The organism is Mesorhizobium sp. B2-4-19, from assembly GCF_006441315.1.
Lineage (GTDB): Bacteria > Pseudomonadota > Alphaproteobacteria > Rhizobiales > Rhizobiaceae > Mesorhizobium.
Genome location: NZ_VFUV01000008.1, coordinates 136,716 through 154,263 on the forward strand (window position 1 = coordinate 136,716; position 17,548 = coordinate 154,263).

The window sequence follows — 17,548 nt, forward strand, 5'->3', positions numbered from 1 at the left end:
ATGATGCGCCCCGGGACGAAACATGCCGTGCCGCCGGCCGGTGATATCTGCCGCCTGTCCGCTATCGACCTTGCCGGCGCGATTCGCCGCAAGAAACTGTCCGTGCGCGAGGTGGTGACGGCCTTCCTCGACCGCATCGAAGCGGTCAACCCGCTGGTCAACGCCATCGTCTCGTTGCGCGATCGCGGCGATATCCTGCGCGAGGCCGATGCAGCCGATGCCAGGCAAGCGAGCGAAACCGGGACACTCTTCGGCCTGCCGATCGCCATCAAGGACCTCGCCTCGACGACCGGGCTCAGGACCTCGTTCGGCTCGCCTATCTTTGCCGATTTCGTGCCGCAGGAAGACGATTTCTTCGTCGAGCGCATCCGCAACGCCGGCGCCATCATCATCGGCAAGACCAATGTTCCCGAATTCGGGTTGGGATCCAACACCTACAACAACGTCTTTGGGCCGACGCTGAACGCTTTCGATCCGGCGCTCACCGCCGGCGGCTCGAGCGGCGGCGCCGCGGTGGCGCTGGCGCTCGACATGGTGCCCATCGCCGATGGCAGCGACTTCGGCGGCTCGCTGCGCAATCCGGCAGGCTGGAACAATGTCTACGGCTTCCGGCCGTCGCAAGGGCTTGTGCCCGCCGGACCCGATCTTGAGGTCTTCCATGCGCAGATGGGCGTCGAGGGCCCGATGGGCCGCAACGTCGCCGACATGGCGCTGCTGCTCGACGTGCAGGCGGGCTACCATCCGCAGGCGCCCCTGTCCTATGAGAAACCGGGTTCGTTCCTCGAAGGGCTTGCACCGCCATCGACTGGCGGCCGCATCGCCTGGCTCAGCGACCTCGGCGGCCATCTGCCAGTCGAACCTGGCATCCTCGATCTGTGCGAGGCGGCACTCGGCCGCTTCGCGGATGCATCCTTCTCGGCAAAACCCTTGCTGCCGGATTTCGATTTCGAAGCTCTGTGGCAGGCCTTCGTGGCGCTGCGCCAGGCCAGCAGCGGCTGCGCCCTCAAGGTCCACTACGACGATCCTTCCAAGCGCGGTTTGCTGAAGCCGGAAGCCATATGGGAAATCGAGAACGCCATGCGGCTGACGGCGCCGCAGATCCGCGCGGCCTCGGTCGTGCGCACCTCCTGGCATCGGATGCTGCTGTCGATCTTCGACCGCTTCGATCTCATCGCCCTTCCCACCGCGCAGGTCTTCCCCTTCGAAGTCGGCATGCACTGGCCAAGCGAGGTCGCCGGGCGGCCGACGGACAGCTATCACCGCTGGATGCAGGTTTCAGCCTTCGCCACGCTGGGCGGCTGCCCGGCGGTCAACGTGCCGGTCGGCTTCGACGACAAGGGCCGGCCAATGGGCATGCAGCTGATCGGCCGGCCGCGCGGCGACCTCGCCGTGCTGAGGGCCGCCGCCGCCTATGAGGCGACACTGCCCTGGCAGGCCGGCGCCTGACGCGCGTGCAACAGCCCGGCGTTTCGCGTCAGGCTTGCGCGGAGGCTACCACCATGCATTGATTGTCGCCTGCCACGCCGCATTGGCGGCATTTTGAGGAAGATCATGTCGCTGGAACTCTACGCCGCCTATGTTCTCGCCTGCATCGTCATCATCCTGGTGCCGGGACCGACGGTCACGCTGATCATCGCCAACAGCATCCGCCATGGAACCCGCGCCGGTCTGGCCAATGTCGCCGGCACGCAGGCCGGGCTTGCCATCATGATAGCCATCGTCGGCATCGGCCTCAACACGCTGATCGCGGGCATGGGCCACTGGTTCGAATGGGTCAGGCTGATCGGCGCCGCCTACCTGATCTGGATGGGTGTGCAGATGTTCCGCTCCAAGGGCACGCTGAATGCCGACGGAACGGCGAGAAAGCCGCGCGGCGGTTTCTTCCTGCAGGGCCTGCTGGTGGCGCTCAGCAACCCCAAGACGCTGGTGTTCTTCGGCGCCTTCTTTCCGCAGTTCGTCGCGCCGCAAGGCGACTATTCGCTGCAGATCGTCGTCATGGGCCTCACCGCCATGATCTTCGCCGCCGTGTCGGATTCGACCTACGCACTCGCCGCCGGCCGCGCCGGGCGCCTGCTGTCGGCCCGCCGCATCAAGCTCATGTCCAGGATCAGCGGCAGCTTCCTGGTCGGCGGCGGCCTCTGGCTGGCGTTTTCGCGGTCGAAGTAACGGCGGCCGCGAGGCCGGCGCCGCAAAGAGTTGCAGCGCCCTGGAATGGCAATCTATGTGCTTGTTCTCAATGATGGCTCGTCTGTGCTCATCGACGACGAGCGCCCGCATCTGATTGGGTCAGATGCGAGCATCGAACGCGTGACGCCCGACAATGGCGTCGTCTTCTACCGGTTTCCCGAGTGAGACATGCCCAAAAGCTCTCTGCCTCTGGGCAAACCGTCTGCATCAAGGGGTGGAAGTGCTACAGCCGCGCCAGCCGTTCCACCAGCAGCGCGAAGAAGCCGTCATGGTCGATGTCGCGCATCACCATGGCGTTCTTTTCCCGCTTGGTGACGCCCCACCAGTCGATCACGGTCATGCCCATGGTCAGTTCCGAGGCGGTCTCCACGCTGACGTTGCAGTTGCGGCCCTTGAACAGCTCCGGCTTCAACAGATAGGCGATGACGCAGGGGTCGTGCAGCGGGCCGCCATCGGTGCCGTATTTGCCCTCGTCGTAACGCTCGAAGAATTCCAGCATCTCGGCGGTCGCGATGCCGACCTTGGTGCCGAGCGCGCGGAAGGCCTGCGTGCGCTTGGTGGTGGTCAGCGCCTTGTGGGTGACGTCGAGCGGCATCATCACGATCGGGATGCCGGACTTGAACACCAGATCGGCGGCCTGCGGATCGACATAGATGTTGAACTCGGCCGCGGGCGTGACGTTGCCGCCCTCGAAGAAGCCGCCGCCCATCAGCACGATCTCCTTGATGCGCGGCACGATCCGCGGTTCGCGGATCAGCGCCAGCGCGATGTTGGTCAACGGTCCGAGCGGGCAGAGCGTGATAGTGCCGCTCTCTTCCTTCATCAGCGTCTCGACGATGAAGTCGACGGCATACTGCTCCTGTAGCTTCATCGTCGGTTCGGGCAGCTGCGGCCCGTTGAGGCCGGTCTTGCCATGCACTTCCTCGGCGGTGACCAGTGTGCGCGCCAGGGGACGGATAGCGCCGGCATAGACCTTGACCTCCGGGCGGCCGGCCAGTTCGCAAATCTTGCGGGCATTCTTCTCGGTAAGCTTCAGCGGCACGTTGCCGGCAACGGCTGTGATGCCGACGATCTCCAGTTCGCTGCTGCCGAGCGCCAAGAGAATGGCGACGGCATCGTCCTGGCCGGGATCGGTGTCGATGATGATCTTGCGTGGTTGGGGCATTTCAATTCCTTGTTTGGGAGGCCGTGAGCTCACCGGATCGATCGCACGCCTGAAGAACGACCCCGGCGCTTCTCCTTGCATCCGCGCGTCGTTTCAAGCGCCATGTCGATTATTCCTGTGAGTCCAAGGCTTGGTCTTTTTGGGCGGGTCTTGTGGTGGCTTGAACTTGGTCGCGCGGCGGACCATATCAAGAGCATCGGGAAAAATGCCATCCGGGTTTTTCCAGTTTATGTCGCTCTTGAGAGGACAGTGTAACATGAGCCGAATGACGCCTTTCTCCAGCCCGCTTCTCCTTGGTTTCGACGCCATGGAAAAGACCTTGGAGCGTCTGGCGAAGTCCGGTGACAGCTACCCTCCCTATAACATCGAGCGCCTCAGCGGTGCCGACGGCAAGGCCGAAAGGCTGCGCATCACACTCGCCGTCGCCGGTTTCGCCGAAAGCGATCTCGATGTGACAACGGAGGAAAACCAGCTGGTCGTGCGCGGCCGTCAGACCGACGACACCGAGCGCGAATTCCTTCATCGCGGCATCGCCGCGCGCCAGTTCCAGCGCTGTTTCGTGCTGGCCGACGGCATGCGTGTGATCGCGGCGGAGCTGAAGAACGGCCTTTTGTCGATCGACCTCGATCGGCCGGAGTCCGAACGGCTGGTACGGAAAATAAACATATCGGTGAAAGACTGATCTTCACCGACAGCTCTCATGCGGGATGGCCTTGAGCGGCATCCTCGCGCCAAGGAGGCTTGAAATGACCAGAACTGACGAGAATATCACCATGACCAGCGGTGAATTCGCCCATCTCGGCGAAGGCTCGGTCGCTTATCTGCGCAAGGTCTCGAGCGATGAGTTGCTCGGCCGCTTCCCCAACATCGGTGAAATCGCGCCCGGCCTGGAACTGTGGGCGCTGTTTGCCGCCAATGGCCAGCCGATCCTGCTTTCCGACGCGCGTGACCGCGCGCTGGCCGGCGCCATGGAAAACGACCTGACCACCGTCGCCATTCACTAAAAGCGACAGGTTGGCTGAAACGACGAGGGCCGCTCGCGGCGGCCCTTGGCAGTCTTTTTCAAAATCCGGCTTCAGGCGGCGTGCGAGGCCTGCGTGTCCGACAGCAGCGCGTGGATCGCCGCGGCGTCGCGCGTCCCCCTGATCTTGGCCACCGTGTCGGCGTCGCGCAGCACGCGCGCGATGCGCGACAAGGCCTTCAGATGATCGGCGCCCGCCCCTTCCGGCGCCAACAGCAGAAACACCAGATCGACAGGCTGGTCGTCCAGCGACTCGAAATCGACCGGCGTTTCCAGCCGGGCGAAAACACCGGCGATGCGCTTCACGCCGGCGAGCTTGCCATGCGGAATGGCGATGCCATTGCCGACGCCCGTCGAGCCCAGCCGCTCACGCTGCAGGATGGTGTCGAACACTTCCCTCTCCGGAATGCCCGAAATCGCCGCCGCCCGTTCAGAAAGCAATTGCAGAAGCTGCTTCTTGGAGTTCGCCTTCAACGCCGGCAAGATCGCCGGAACGCTGATAAGATCGCTCAGATCCATGCTTGAAAATCCCTTGTTCGCCTGCCGTGGCCAGTCCCCACCCCTCGTGCGGCTGGCTTTATCCCTGTGCGACCTTGGTCGTGGACGGGTCGATCCAGCCAATGTTTCCGTCGGGCCGGCGATAGACGATATTGAGATGGTCGGTTCCGGCGTTGCGGAAAACGAACACCGGACTGTCCTTGGTATCGAGTTCGATGACCGCCGAGGCCACCGACATGGTCTTCAACGTCATGGTCGATTCGGCGACAATGGCCGGCGCGAAATCCTCCGGGATCTCCTCGTCGTCATCGGCGAGCGGCGCCATCACCGTATAGGCGATGTCGGTCAAATCGCCATTGCCTGAATTGTGCGATTTGAGACGGCGCTTGTAGCGCCGAAGCCGGGTCTCCAGCCGATCGGCCGCGGCCTCGAAAGCCAGGGTCGGATCCTGGGCATCGCCCGTGGCCTGCAGCGAGGCGCCGGAATCCAGCCGGATCATGCAATCCGCCGAATAGCGCGAGCCCGATTTGATGACGGTGACGTGTCCCGCAAAGCCGCGATCGAAATATTTGCCGATCGCTTCGCCGACACGATCGTTGATGCGTGTGCGGAACGCATCGCCGATATCCATGTGTTTTCCCGATATGCGCAGATTCATCTGAAAACTGACCTTCCTTGCTCAGGCTTCAAACTGGCCCGAGTTTATACTCGTGATCCGTGCGCACAAGCTTTGCGGCGTCACTCGCGCCGATTTAAATCCGAACTTTCCGGTTGATCACAAGCCGCCTTTTTGACCGTCCCGAGGCCATTGTCGTGACGGACCATCCGCTAGCGGGCATCGGGCCCGTCTCATGCGGGCGGGCTTCTAGCCACTTCCCCGCGGCTTGTCAATGAAGCTCGGCAGCTGTGGAAAATCGCAGGCGCCTAGCGCCCGGCGCTGGCGAGCGCCCGCTTCTCGCGCCGGCGCTGCACCGACGACGGAATATTCATGCCTTCCCGGTACTTGGCGACCGTGCGCCGGGCGATATCGACGCCGCTCTCCTTGAGCATGTCGACGATCGCGTCATCCGAAAGTACATCGATAGGTTTTTCTTCGTCGATCAGCTGCTTGATGCGATCACGCACCGCTTCCGAGGAATGCGCGTCGCCACCGCCCGACGCGGCGATCGAGGCGGTGAAGAAATAGCGCAGTTCGAACACGCCGCGCGGGGTCAGCATGTATTTGTTGGCGGTGACGCGGCTGACGGTCGATTCGTGCATGCCGATCGCGTCGGCCACCGTGCGCAAATTGAGCGGCTTCAGCTGGCGCACGCCGTGGACCAGGAACGCATCCTGCTGGCGCACGATTTCCGAGGCCACTTTGAGGATCGTCTTTGCCCGCTGGTCTAGGCTGCGCGTCAGCCAGTTGGCGTTCTGCAGGCATTCGGCCAGGAAATCCTTTTCCGCCTGGTTCTTCGCATGCGGCGACACCTGGGCGAAATAAATATGGTCGACCAGCACGCGCGGCAGCGTTTCGGCGTTGAGTTCGACGGTCCAGCTGCCGTCATTGGCCGCGCGCACCTCGACATCGGCGACGACGGCGTCGCTGGCGCCGCCCGAAAACGCCATGCCCGGGCGCGGATCGAGTGCCCGGATTTCGGCCAGCATGTCGAGCAGATCCTCCTCGTCGACGCCGCAGATCCGCTTCAGCGTCTGGAAATCACGCCGCGCCAAGAGCTCGAGATTGGCGACCAGGGCCTTCATCGCCGGGTCGAGACGGTCGCGCGCCGCAAGCTGCAGCGAAAGACATTCGGCAAGGTCGCGGGCGAACAGGCCGGTCGGCTCGAAGGTTTGGCATACCGCCAGCACCTTGGCCACGCTCGCTGCGTCGGTGCCCAGACGCGCGGCGATCTCCTCGATATCAGCCCTGACATAGCCGGTCTCGTCGAGGCCATCGGCGAGTTCGCCTGCGATCAGCCGCGCCGGGGGATCGACGAAGGCAAGGGCGATCTGCTCGCCGACATGGTCGCGCAAGGTGATGGCGCTCGCCGCCATGTCGCCGGCGTCGAGCCCCTCGGACGAGGAGCCGCCGCCATTGCCGGAAGCCGATTTCCATTGCGCCGTCAGGTCGGGTCCGAGCCGCTCGCTGGTGCCGGGATCGTCGGGAAACAGGTTCTCCAGCGACGTATCGAGTTTTTCCGATATCGCCTCGGCGCTCCACCCCGTCTCGTTCTCGAACCAGTCGCCCTCTGCGGCCGCTTGCGGCTCTGCCTCGATCTTCTGCACCTGGTCGCTCGCGGCGTCGTCCTGCGGCTCGGCGCGTTCCAGAAGCGGGTTGCGCTCGATCTCCTCGTCGATGAAGTGCTCGAGCTCGACATGGGTGAACTGCAGCAGCCGAATCGACTGCATCAGCTGCGGCGTCATCACCAGCGACTGGGACTGTCTGAGCTGTAGTTTCGCCGCCAACGCCATGGTTCGGTTTCAAACGCCTCCTCTACGCGTCCGCGCCTCCCGAAATGAATTCGGCAGCCGGCCATAGAAACTGGCCCGGCTTTTGCTTGTCAAGGCAAAGCCTAGCAAAAGCCGCTTACCGGAGCGTTATCTCGGGGCAAAATCGCGAAAAATCAGCCCGCGACACGCAAAAAATCGTGCCAGGAAACAAATTTCACGCCTAAGGCAAATTTCCGGAAACGATCCTCCGCCCGGAATTGCATGAAAAAAGATCAGAGCGTAAAGCCCTCGCCGAGGTAAAGCCGCCGCACATCCGGGTTCGCCACCACCTCGTCGGCGCGGCCATGGGTCAGCACCTGGCCGGCATGGATGATGTAGGCACGGTCGATCAGCCCGAGCGTCTCGCGCACATTGTGGTCGGTGATGAGGACACCGATGCCGCGCGCAGTCAAATGGCGCACCAGCTGCTGGATATCGGCGACGGCGATCGGATCGATGCCGGCAAAGGGCTCGTCGAGCAGCATGTAGGCCGGGCGCGTCGCCAGCGCGCGTGCGATTTCCAGGCGCCGCCGCTCGCCGCCGGAGAGCGACATGGATGGCGCCTTGCGCAGATGGCTGATGTGGAATTCCTCGAGCAGTTCGTCGAGATTGCGCTCGCGCACCTTGCGGTCCTTCTCGACCACTTCGAGCACGGCGCGGATATTCTGCTCGACATTGAGGCCGCGGAAGATCGACGCCTCCTGCGGCAGATAGCCGATACCGAGGCGGGCGCGACGATACATCGGCATCGAGGTGACGTCGAAACCGTCGATCTCGATCGAGCCTTCATCCACCGGCACAAGGCCGGTAACCATATAGAAACAGGTGGTCTTGCCGGCGCCGTTGGGGCCGAGCAGCCCGACGGCCTCGCCGGCGCGCACGCCAAGCGTGACGCCGCTGACCACCTTGCGGCCCTTGTAGCTCTTGGTCAGGCCCTTGGCGATCAAGGTTCCCTTGAACTTCGTCTTGTCGACGGTGATCGTGGCCGGAGCCGAAACCTTGGCTGCGGCACGTCCCGGAAGACGCGCCGTCAGCGATGACAGGCTGGCCATCAGGGGTTCGTCGCTCCCGCCTTTGGCGCATCCGATTTCGGCGGGGTCATCGACATGATGACACGTCCCCCGCAACCATCGACATTGGCCAGGCCAGTCTTCATTTGCACGGTCAGCTTGCAGCCCTTGAGCACGTTGGGGCCTTGCGACAGCACCACTTCCTTGCCGGACAGGACCAGCACCTGCGTCTTCATGTCGAAGGTGCCATTGTCGCCGGTCGCAACCTGGTCATCCGACTTGATGTAGACCTTGCTGCTGACTTCGAGGTGATCGATGTTGGCGGAGCCGGTCATCGCGGCACCCGCCGCTTCGGTGCCCTTGGCGGCCGCGTTGGGATCCTTGACGTAATAGACCATCATCTTGCCGGCCTTGAGCAGGGTTGGCCCCTGGACGACGGTGACGTTGCCGGTGAACACGGCGACGTTCTCGGCCTGCCGCACCTCCAGCTTGTCGCTTTCGATCTGGATTGGCTTGTCGCCGGACAATTTGAGCCCGGACACCTGGCTGCTGGCACCCGACTGCGCCAGCGACGGCACAAGGCCCAGCAGGAGCAGCACCGAAGTTGCGGCCGCAAGCCGTGTCGAACTATTGTGCCACATTCGATTCTTCGCCCTTTGCCTCAGCCGCCTTCACGCTGGCGGGATCGATGTTGACGCGCACCCTCTTCTCGAACACCAGGATCTTGCCATTGTCCTGGACCGACAGGGAATCCGCTGTGATTTGCGACCCGCCACTGCTGACGTCGACGGGGTCGTCCGTCTTCATAGTGCCTTTGCCCATGTCGAGGAAGACCGATTTGAACTTGGCTTGCATGCCGTCCGTCGTGGTGATCATGACGTCGCTGGTCATTTTCATCGTATTGCCGTCGCGATCGTAGATACCGTGCGAGGCTTTGATGGCAGCGACATTGTCCGGCCCGACCGGCACCTTGGCGTCTATGCCTTCGAGTTCGATGATGCCTTGCGTGTTGACATCCTGGATCGCCCGCAGGGCCGTCATCGAATAGGGCTGCTTCTCCTTGGTGAAACCGTTGAGCTTGGGATTGGCCATCACCAGCTTGCCGTTGGAAAAGGCGGCGCCTTCCGACTGCACCGCGACCGAGACGGGGGCGGCCAGATAGGAATAGAGCGGGAAGGCGACGGCGATCAGCGCCGCGGCCAGGGGCACGGCGAATTTGAGCACGCGCACGCGGCGCGAATGACGCTGGGCGCGGTCGAACGCATCGCCCCGCGTCCAGCCATCCGCCGGGGGAGCCAACGCCGTCTCGGGGCTGGTCGGTTCATTCGATCGCGCTAACATGACTGCTTTCTTCTAGACCCTGCCCGCCAAGGAACACCGCCTATAGGTGGGGGGCCGGCACTCTCAAGCAAGCACAAGCCCACGAAAACCGCAAAAATGTGACAACTGTGGTTGTACAAACTAAAACGAGGTCGGCACAACAGCCGGTACTTCATAGCAGAAATGGGCGCGCCTGCGCCTTTTTTTCATCACCGCTGCTCCTCCCTTACCTCGCGTCCCTTGCGCAGGCCAGTCACAAAAAGGACAGTGTTGGGATCGCCGCGGGCGGATTGCCGCGCCATAGGCAAGCGGAACTGCTTCCCGATGAAGACATCATGGTCTAAAAGCGTCTCTTCCCGCCGACTATGAGGCTGACCATGGCATTGAGAGCCGACGACCTGATCGACCGCCGCCGTTTGCGGCGCAAGCTGACATTCTGGCGTGTTGCGGCCATCGGCATCGTGGCCCTCGGAGTGATCGCACTGTCGGCCTGGTTCTATCGCGACGATCTCGGCGGCTCGGCTGTCGACCATATCGCCAAGGTCAGGATCGAAGGCACGATCACCGAGGACGAGGAGCTGATCAAGCGTCTGGAAGACATCCGCAAGTCGTCGAAGGTGAAGGGCGTGATCCTCGCGATCGATTCACCCGGCGGCACCACCGTCGGCGGTGAATCGATCTATGAGGAAGTGCGCAAGGTGGCCGCCGACAAGCCGGTTGTGGCCGAAGTCGGCACACTCGCCGCGTCGGCCGGCTATATGATCGCAAGTGCGGCCGATCACATCGTCGCCCGCAAGACCTCGATCGTCGGTTCGATCGGCGTGCTGATCCAGTATCCCGACGTCAGCGGCCTGATGGACAAGCTCGGCATCAAGCTGGAGGAAGTGAAATCCTCGCCGCTCAAGGCTTCGCCTTCTCCCTTCAAGCCGACCAATGATGACGAGCGCGCCATGGTCCGCAAGCTCATCCTCGACAGCTACGACTGGTTTGTCGGCATCGTCGCCGAACGCCGCAAGATGACCCACCAACAGGCGCTGGCGCTTGCCGACGGATCGATCTTCACCGGCCGCCAGGGTGTCGCCAACGGGCTGATCGACGCCGTCGGCGGCGAAACCGAGGCGATCGACTGGCTGGCGACCAAGGGTGTCGACGCCAAGCTCAAGGTGGTCGAATGGAAAGACACGGAGCGGCGCGGCAGCTTCCTGTGGTCAAAAGCCATGGTAAAAATGGTGGGCAGCGCGCTTGGCCTGCCGGACCACAGCAGTGATGTCATCCATGAACTTGGCGCCGACCGCTTGTTTCTTGACGGCCTCGTTTCTGTCTGGCACCCTTGAGCGCGGTTTGGGACAGCTGAAAAAGCCAATAAAATCATCCTCATAATTTCGACCGAACTGCTTTCACGGGGACCCGTCTGATGATCAAGTCCGAACTTGTGCAGATTATTGCCACGCGCAATCCGCATCTTTTCCTGCGCGACGTCGAAAACATCGTCGGCGCGATCTTCGACGAGATCACCGACGCACTCGCCGAAGGCAACCGGGTCGAGTTGCGCGGATTCGGTGCCTTTTCGGTGAAAAACCGTCCCGCCCGCACCGGCCGCAACCCGCGCACCGGCGAATCCGTCGAGGTCGAAGAGAAATGGGTGCCGTTCTTCAAGACCGGCAAGGAACTGCGCGAAAGGCTGAACGGCGGCAAGTAGGCGCAGCGCCAACTTCCGACGGAAAACATAATGCTCAATCGTTTCATGCTCATCGTGGTCTTCGTGCCCCTGGCGATCATCCTGATCGCGCTGGCCGTCGCCAACCGCGAACTCGTCGCCTTCACGCTGGATCCGTTCAATCCCGGCAATCCGAAGCTGACGCTCACCTTGCCGCTCTTCATTTTCCTGTTCCTGGCGCTTGCCATCGGCATGATCGTCGGCAGCCTGGCGACCTGGGTCAAGCAGGGCCGCTACCGCAAACTGGCGCGCCAGCGCGGCGTCGAGGCGGAAAACCTGCGCCAGGCGGTCAGCCGCGCGCCGTCGGCGCCGCAGGGATCAGCCCAAGGACAGGCCCAAGGGTCGGCCCAAGGGTCGGCATTGCCAAAGCCGACCAGTTGATGGGCCGGCCGGCGTCTTTCGTTCCACGGAGCTGTTCATGCTGACTATTTCGGCCGCCGAGGTCGACCGTGCGCTGACCTTTCCCGGACTGGTCGAGACGTTGCGCACGGCATTCCGCGAAGGTGCGGTGCAGCCGGTCAGACATCATCACGCTGTCGAACGGCCCGATGGTGCGGCCTCGACCTTGCTGCTGATGCCGGCATGGACCGATTTCAACGCCGCCGGCACGTCTTCCGGCGGCCATATCGGGGTCAAGATCGTCACCGTCTCGCCCGACAACAACGCCATCGGCAAGCCCGCCGTGATGGGGCTCTATCTCCTGCTCGATGGCGCAACCGGCGAACCGGCGGCCCTGATCGACGGCCAGCGGCTGACGCAGTGGCGCACCGCCTGTGCCTCGGCGCTGGCGGCTTCCTACCTTGCCCGCGACGACGCCTCGCGGCTGCTTGTGGTCGGCGCGGGCGCCCTGTCGCCGTTCCTCGCCAAGGCGCATTCGGCCGTGCGGCCGATCAAAACCATCCGTATCTGGAACCGCACCCCGGCAAACGCCGAGAAAGTCGCGGCCGATTTGCGCGCCGATGGCTTTGCGGCCAGCGCCGCGAGCGACCTTGATACCGAGCTTGGTGGGGCCGATATCGTTTCCTCGGCGACGATCACCACCACGCCGCTGATCAAGGGTGCTCTGTTGCGGCCAGGCACCCATGTCGACTTGGTCGGCGGCTTCACCCCGACGATGCGTGAAAGTGATGACGACGCCATCGCCCGCGCCCGCGTCTATGTCGACACCCGCGCCGGCGCCACCAAGGAGGCCGGCGATATCGTCCAGCCGCTGGCCTCCGGCGTGCTGAAGCCGGACGCCATCGTCGCCGACCTGCACGAACTGGCGCGCGGCCAGGGCAAAGGTCGCGGGAGCGCCGACGAGATCACGCTGTTCAAGTCGGTTGGCGCGGCACTCGAAGACCTCGCCGCGGGCATTGCCGTATACAAGGCTCTCAAGCCCTAGCTTCTGCAAGTTTCGTTGCAGCACCCATCGCCTCTGCGATCAGACGAAAATCGTGATCGGTGATTTCGAACAGGCCGAAGCGCAGCTGATACCCCCAGTTCGACTTGCCGGCGGTGAAGTCCAGCCGTTCGAGCAACGGCTTGATCGGCGCGTCCTCCGCCGCCATCCACGCGACATCGCGCCGGAACGGCGTGAAGCCGCCGCCCATGTCGCCCTGATAGGGTTCTCCCTCCCGCACCGTGCCGATTGCCGTGAACGCCTGCAGGCCGTCTTTTTCGCCCAAAACTGTGGTCGGCGAATAATAGACGATGCCGTCGCCGGGCTTGACGCGACGCAACGGCGCAGCCTTGCCGTGGTTGACCTGCATGAAACCGTCCTTTCGGCCGCGCCGGACATGTTCGGCCGACGCAACGGCGATCCAATACGCGCTCATTTCTGTTCCCCATCGGCCTGTTGCCCGTCGGACAACCAGTAGACGCGCAGGCGGTGGTTGTCGGGATCGAGCGCAACGAAAGTGCGGCCGAAATCCATGTCGGTCGGCGTCTGCAGGATCTTCAAGCCGCGTCCGGACCAGTCGGCGTGGGTGGCATCGACCGCATCCGGCGTCTCCAGCGCAAACACGATCTCGGCGCCGCCACCGGCCGCGGCCGCCGCCGGCTCGACCGTATGGCGCGACCACAGGCCGAGCTTGAAGCCGTTGTCGAGCTCGAACAGCACGAAGGTCGGCGCGCTTTCGACCGGCTCGCGCCCCAGCAGCGCGCTGTAGAAGGCACCGCTCTTGAGCGGCTGGTCGACATAGAGAATGACGAAATTCGGGCTTACCATGACTGCTCTCCAAGCTGGTTCAACGTTTCGACTTGGCTGATATAGGGCAAGCTACTGTCAGATTCTGGCAGTAGGCATCATGGCACGCGCGGCTTGTCGAGCGTCGCCCGCCACTCCTTGAGCAGCACCTGGCGGCGACGCGGATAGCGCGCATCGACGGCGTCGAGGCCGGATATGCGATCGGCGCGAAAATGCCGGAAATCCTGTCGCATCTCGCACCACGCCACCACCACCCGCACCTTGTCGAAGAAGCCGAGCGCGAACGGCCAGACGATACGTTGCGAAGCAGCGCCCCCGGCATCGCGATAAAGAAAACCGAGCTTGCGTTCGTGGCGGATGGCCTGCCGCACGACGCCAAGATCTATGCCTTCAATGGCCGTCATCTGCGGCCCCACCAACAGGGTCGAGGCATCGAGATCCTCGCGCAGATCGTCCGGCAGCACGGCCGCGATCTTGGCCAGCGCATTGGCGGCAGCGGCCGAAAGACGCTGGTCCGGCTGCTTGGCAACCCAGCGCGAACCGAGCACGATAGCTTCGATCTCCTCGTCGCTGAACATCAGCGGCGGCAGCATGAAGCCGGGCTTGAGCACATAACCCAGCCCTGCCTCGCCCTCGATCGGCGCGCCCTGCCCCTGCAGCGTGGCGATATCGCGGTAGAGCGTACGGATCGAAATCCCGAGCTCATCGGCCAGCGCGTGCCCGCTCACCGGACCGCGGTGCCGGCGCAGCGACTGGATCAGGTCGAGCAGGCGTTCGGAGCGGGACATCAATGGCAATCCGTTGGCGACGAACGATAGGGCCTGCATGCTTGGCGCCGCAAGCGGCATGATGGCTCGGAACTCCTCGGACGAGGGACCGTTGTTCCGGCATGCAGATATACGGTTTTCTTCTGTTCTGGTCTGTGCTGACTGCCATGGTCGCCGCACTCAGCCTCGGGCCGTCTTTCGCCCACGTCCTGGAATCGGCACCCCGGCTCACCCAGTGGTCGCCGGCCCTTTGGCGCGAGACCACCGTTTTCAACGGCCAGTTCCTGCTCTTCGCGGTGATTGGCGCGCCGCTGGATATCGCGGCAATCGCCTGCCCCGGACTGCTGGCCTGGCTGCTGCGCGAGGATCGCCCGGCGTTCTGGTTCGCGCTCGCAGCCGCCTTGCTCTACGCGCTGTCGCTCGTGTTGTGGTTCGTTCTCGTCAAACCGGCCAATGACGTCCTCGCCACCTGGGTGCCTGGCCCGATCCCGGATGGTTTCGAAGCCATCCGGCTGCGTTGGGAAACCGGCCACATGGCCGTCACGGCATTCAAAACCGCCGGCTTCATTTCGCTGGCTCTTGCCCTGCTTGCGATCAGGCGCGGCTGAACCGCCCGCCACCGCTCCGCCGTCGCAATGTCGCGCGGGTTTTGTTGCGCCGAAGGGCATAGCTGTGGCAGAAGCGGGCCGAACCGCCGGAGATGCTGCTTCTTGAAGTCTTTTCGCGACAAACGCCGCGACGGCCGCCCGCCCGCGAAAGACGGCGCGCAACAGGCGCGTGCGCACGACAATCGCGGTGCGGCAAGGTCGGAGGCAAAGCCACGGGAAAAGCAGGCCGGCAGCCCGGACAGCCAGCCCGCGCCGAATTCCGCGCCGCGCATCCTTGCCCGCCGCGACGGCGCCCTGCCTGCCGAGCAGCTTCCGCTGATTCTCGAAGTGGCGCCGAATGCCGATTATGCGCTGCTCGACAGCGGCGCCGGCCAGAAACTCGAACAATACGGCCCCTACCGCATCGTGCGGCCAGAGGGCCAGGCGATCTGGCAGAAGGCCTTGCCGGCGAGGGACTGGGAGCGTGCCGACGCCATCTTCACCGGCGACACCGACGAAGAGGGCATCGGCCGCTGGCGTTTCCCGAGGATGCCGCTCGGCGAGACCTGGCCGATGAAGCATGACGGCATAGATTATCTCGGCCGTTTCACCTCGTTTCGCCATGTCGGCGTCTTTCCCGAACAGGCCTCGCACTGGGACCACATGGCCGGGCTGATCGCGGCGGCCAGGCGGCCGGTCAAGGTGCTGAACCTGTTCGGCTATACCGGCCTCGCCTCATTGGTGGCGGCCCGCGCCGGCGCCGAGGTCACCCATGTCGATGCCTCGAAGAAGGCGATCGGCTGGGCGCGTGAAAACCAGGAGATGGCCGGGCTAGGCGGCAAGCCGATCCGCTGGATCGTCGACGACGCGGTGAAATTTGCCGAGCGCGAGGAGCGCCGCGGCAGCCGCTACGACATCATCCTGTTCGACCCGCCGGCCTATGGCCGCGGTCCCAAGGGCGAGGTCTGGCAATTGTTCCAGGATCTGCCTGCCCTGACCGATCTCTGCCGCGCGATCCTGACGCCGAAGCCGCTTGCCGTGGTGTTGACCGCCTATTCGATCCGCGCCTCCTTCTTCGCGATCCACGCTTTGATGCGCGACACGTTCGCCGGCATGGGCGGCAGGGTTGAATCGGGTGAGCTGATCATCCGCGAAAAGTCCGCCGGCAGGGCGCTTTCGACCTCATTGTTTTCGCGTTGGGTGGCCTGAATGAACGAACGGCATGTGGGCGCACCCGGCCAGGTCAAGGAGGTCACCAGCCTCGCCAATCCGCTGATCAAGGACATCAAGGCACTCGCCCTGAAGAAATTCCGCGACCAGCAGAACGCCTTCATGGCGGAGGGGCTGAAGCTGGTCATCGATGCGCTCGACTTGGGCTGGCAGATCAGGACGCTTGTGTTCGCCAAGGCCGGGCGGGGCAACCCGGCCGTGGAAAAGGTCGCGGCGCGCACGGTTGCCGCCGGCGGCACGGTGCTCGAAGTCTCGGAAAAAGTGCTTGTCGCCATCACCCGCCGCGACAATCCGCAAATGGTGGTCGGCGTTTTTTCACAGAGATTTCTCGCCCTGAAGGACATCCGCGCCGACAATGGCGACGTCTGGGTGGCGCTCGACCGGGTCCGCGACCCCGGCAATCTGGGCACCGTCATCCGCACCGTCGATGCCGTCGGCGCCAAGGGTGTCATCCTGGTCGGCGACACCACGGATCCGTTTTCCGTCGAGACGGTGCGCGCCACCATGGGTTCGATCTTCGCCGTGCCGGTGGCGAAGGCAGCGACCGAGGCCTTCCTTGCCTGGCGCGGCGGATTTTCTGGCCTTGTCGCCGGCACGCATCTGAAGGGTGCGGTCGACTACCGCTCGGTCGATTTTTCCCGTGGGCCTGTGCTGCTGATGATGGGCAATGAGCAACAGGGCCTGCCTGAAAGCCTGGCGGCGAGTTGCGACCGGCTGCTCAGGATTCCGCAAGCGGGCCGCGCCGATTCGCTCAATCTCGCCGTCGCCACCGGCATCATGCTGTTCGAGATCCGGCGCGGCGCGCTGAGGCTCGAACCAATCGCCGACCAGCAATGAAGGTTGCCCGCCCGTGAGATCATGGTCCCCCTACGCGCTGCTCGTCGTCGCGGCCATCGCGCTCGATCAGTGGATCAAGCATCTGGTCGAGACCGGCCTGCCCTTCCAGGAAAAGCTCGATCTGGTGCCGTTCCTGGCGCTGTTCCGCACCTACAACACCGGTATCGCCTTCTCGATGTTCTCCTCCTTCGGCGATACTGGGCTGGTGGTCATCGCCGTTATGGTCGTGGCTTTCGTGCTCTACCTCGCCACCCGCACGCCATCGGGCCATGTCATCGCCCGCACCGGCTTTGCCCTGATCATCGGCGGCGCGCTGGGCAATCTGATCGACCGTGCCGTCTACGGCCACGTCATCGATTACATCCTGTTCCACACGCCGGTCTGGTCCTTTGCCGTCTTCAACCTCGCCGACGCCTTCATTTCCGTGGGCGCGGCACTGGTCGTCTTCGACGAACTCATCGGCTGGCGCCGCGAGCCCAAACCTTCGAATGCCAAACCTTCCAAAGCCAAACCTTCCAAAGATTGACCCCACGCGGCCATCGCCGCACAGTC

General features: G+C 63.7%; 23 protein-coding genes. 13 read left to right on the forward strand and 10 right to left on the reverse strand.

Features of this window, described 5'->3' with window-relative positions; translation table 11 throughout:
* The 3 genes from FJ546_RS16075 (at position 1) to FJ546_RS31265 (ending at position 2,352) form a co-directional block, all read left to right on the forward strand.
* Entirely contained in the window at positions 1-1,446 is a 1,446-nt protein-coding gene (locus FJ546_RS16075) for an amidase (protein ID WP_140890233.1), read from the forward strand.
* Positions 1,447-1,551: 105 nt separating this feature from the next.
* Positions 1,552-2,166: a LysE family translocator gene (locus FJ546_RS16080; protein WP_140890234.1), complete on the forward strand. Its 615-nt coding sequence runs from the start codon at positions 1,552-1,554 to the stop codon at positions 2,164-2,166.
* Between the two features lie 45 nt (positions 2,167-2,211).
* Complete coding sequence (locus FJ546_RS31265; protein WP_181167956.1) at positions 2,212-2,352, forward strand: hypothetical protein; 141 nt, start codon at positions 2,212-2,214, stop codon at positions 2,350-2,352.
* 58 nt (positions 2,353-2,410) lie between these two features.
* Here FJ546_RS31265 and FJ546_RS16085 read toward each other — a convergent pair whose 3' ends face one another.
* Complete coding sequence (locus tag FJ546_RS16085) at positions 2,411-3,352, reverse strand: nucleoside hydrolase (RefSeq protein ID WP_140890235.1); 942 nt, start codon at positions 3,350-3,352, stop codon at positions 2,411-2,413.
* A gap of 256 nt (positions 3,353-3,608) precedes the next feature.
* Here FJ546_RS16085 and FJ546_RS16090 point away from each other — a divergent pair, with 256 nt between their 5' ends.
* Entirely contained in the window at positions 3,609-4,034 is a 426-nt protein-coding gene (locus FJ546_RS16090; protein ID WP_013893014.1) for an Hsp20 family protein, read from the forward strand.
* Between the two features lie 64 nt (positions 4,035-4,098).
* Positions 4,099-4,356: a DUF1150 family protein gene (locus tag FJ546_RS16095; protein ID WP_032920755.1), complete on the forward strand. Its 258-nt coding sequence runs from the start codon at positions 4,099-4,101 to the stop codon at positions 4,354-4,356.
* 71 nt (positions 4,357-4,427) lie between these two features.
* On the opposite strand, the gene ptsN is transcribed toward FJ546_RS16095, so the two are convergent.
* From ptsN to lptC, 6 genes are all read right to left on the reverse strand, one after another.
* Entirely contained in the window at positions 4,428-4,892 is a 465-nt protein-coding gene (ptsN, locus tag FJ546_RS16100; protein ID WP_019861194.1) for a PTS IIA-like nitrogen regulatory protein PtsN, read from the reverse strand.
* 58 nt (positions 4,893-4,950) lie between these two features.
* On the reverse strand, positions 4,951-5,529 hold the full coding sequence (gene raiA / locus FJ546_RS16105; RefSeq protein WP_140890236.1) for a ribosome-associated translation inhibitor RaiA: 579 nt from the start codon (positions 5,527-5,529) through the stop codon (positions 4,951-4,953).
* 266 nt (positions 5,530-5,795) lie between these two features.
* Positions 5,796-7,322, reverse strand: a complete 1,527-nt coding sequence (rpoN, locus tag FJ546_RS16110) for an RNA polymerase factor sigma-54 (protein WP_140890237.1) — start codon at positions 7,320-7,322, stop codon at positions 5,796-5,798.
* A gap of 251 nt (positions 7,323-7,573) precedes the next feature.
* On the reverse strand, positions 7,574-8,392 hold the full coding sequence (gene lptB / locus FJ546_RS16115; protein WP_140890238.1) for an LPS export ABC transporter ATP-binding protein: 819 nt from the start codon (positions 8,390-8,392) through the stop codon (positions 7,574-7,576).
* Positions 8,392-8,991: an LptA/OstA family protein gene (locus tag FJ546_RS16120; RefSeq protein ID WP_140890239.1), complete on the reverse strand. Its 600-nt coding sequence runs from the start codon at positions 8,989-8,991 to the stop codon at positions 8,392-8,394. Before FJ546_RS16120 ends, lptB begins: the two co-directional genes overlap by 1 nt.
* Positions 8,978-9,691 carry an LPS export ABC transporter periplasmic protein LptC gene (gene lptC, locus FJ546_RS16125; protein ID WP_140890240.1) on the reverse strand — a complete coding sequence of 238 codons (714 nt, stop codon included), beginning with the start codon at positions 9,689-9,691 and terminating at the stop codon, positions 8,978-8,980. The genes FJ546_RS16120 and lptC overlap by 14 nt, the downstream gene beginning before the upstream one ends.
* Before the next feature lie 356 nt (positions 9,692-10,047).
* Here lptC and sppA point away from each other — a divergent pair, with 356 nt between their 5' ends.
* The 4 genes from sppA to FJ546_RS16145 all read left to right on the forward strand — a co-directional run bounded on the left by sppA (position 10,048) and on the right by FJ546_RS16145 (position 12,771).
* Positions 10,048-11,004, forward strand: coding sequence for a signal peptide peptidase SppA (gene sppA, locus FJ546_RS16130; RefSeq protein ID WP_140890241.1), 957 nt, complete (start codon positions 10,048-10,050; stop codon positions 11,002-11,004).
* 80 nt (positions 11,005-11,084) lie between these two features.
* The gene (locus FJ546_RS16135; RefSeq protein WP_006200394.1) at positions 11,085-11,369 is read left to right on the forward strand and encodes an integration host factor subunit beta; all 285 of its coding nucleotides are present in this window, start codon (positions 11,085-11,087) and stop codon (positions 11,367-11,369) included.
* Between the two features lie 30 nt (positions 11,370-11,399).
* Positions 11,400-11,768 (forward strand): DUF1049 domain-containing protein, encoded by a 369-nt coding sequence (locus FJ546_RS16140; RefSeq protein WP_095772484.1) that lies wholly within the window; start codon positions 11,400-11,402, stop codon positions 11,766-11,768.
* Between the two features lie 37 nt (positions 11,769-11,805).
* Positions 11,806-12,771 carry an ornithine cyclodeaminase family protein gene (locus tag FJ546_RS16145; RefSeq protein WP_140890242.1) on the forward strand — a complete coding sequence of 322 codons (966 nt, stop codon included), beginning with the start codon at positions 11,806-11,808 and terminating at the stop codon, positions 12,769-12,771.
* Here the strand turns inward: FJ546_RS16145 and FJ546_RS16150 are convergent.
* The 3 genes from FJ546_RS16150 to FJ546_RS16160 form a co-directional block, all read right to left on the reverse strand.
* On the reverse strand, positions 12,761-13,204 hold the full coding sequence (locus FJ546_RS16150; RefSeq protein ID WP_140890243.1) for an EVE domain-containing protein: 444 nt from the start codon (positions 13,202-13,204) through the stop codon (positions 12,761-12,763). The genes FJ546_RS16145 and FJ546_RS16150 overlap by 11 nt on opposite strands.
* Positions 13,201-13,596, reverse strand: a complete 396-nt coding sequence (locus FJ546_RS16155; protein WP_140890244.1) for a VOC family protein — start codon at positions 13,594-13,596, stop codon at positions 13,201-13,203. Before FJ546_RS16155 ends, FJ546_RS16150 begins: the two co-directional genes overlap by 4 nt.
* A gap of 77 nt (positions 13,597-13,673) precedes the next feature.
* Positions 13,674-14,363 (reverse strand): YafY family protein, encoded by a 690-nt coding sequence (locus FJ546_RS16160; RefSeq protein WP_140890245.1) that lies wholly within the window; start codon positions 14,361-14,363, stop codon positions 13,674-13,676.
* A 101-nt stretch (positions 14,364-14,464) separates the two neighbouring features.
* Here FJ546_RS16160 and FJ546_RS16165 point away from each other — a divergent pair, with 101 nt between their 5' ends.
* The 4 genes from FJ546_RS16165 to lspA all read left to right on the forward strand — a co-directional run bounded on the left by FJ546_RS16165 (position 14,465) and on the right by lspA (position 17,522).
* Complete coding sequence (locus FJ546_RS16165) at positions 14,465-14,950, forward strand: DUF1772 domain-containing protein (RefSeq protein ID WP_140890246.1); 486 nt, start codon at positions 14,465-14,467, stop codon at positions 14,948-14,950.
* A gap of 102 nt (positions 14,951-15,052) precedes the next feature.
* Positions 15,053-16,138 carry a class I SAM-dependent rRNA methyltransferase gene (locus FJ546_RS16170; RefSeq protein WP_140890247.1) on the forward strand — a complete coding sequence of 362 codons (1,086 nt, stop codon included), beginning with the start codon at positions 15,053-15,055 and terminating at the stop codon, positions 16,136-16,138.
* Entirely contained in the window at positions 16,139-16,996 is an 858-nt protein-coding gene (locus FJ546_RS16175) for an RNA methyltransferase (RefSeq protein ID WP_140890248.1), read from the forward strand. It begins immediately after the preceding gene.
* Positions 16,997-17,009: 13 nt separating this feature from the next.
* Entirely contained in the window at positions 17,010-17,522 is a 513-nt protein-coding gene (gene lspA / locus FJ546_RS16180; RefSeq protein WP_140890249.1) for a signal peptidase II, read from the forward strand.
* The last annotated feature ends 26 nt before the right edge of the window (positions 17,523-17,548 follow it).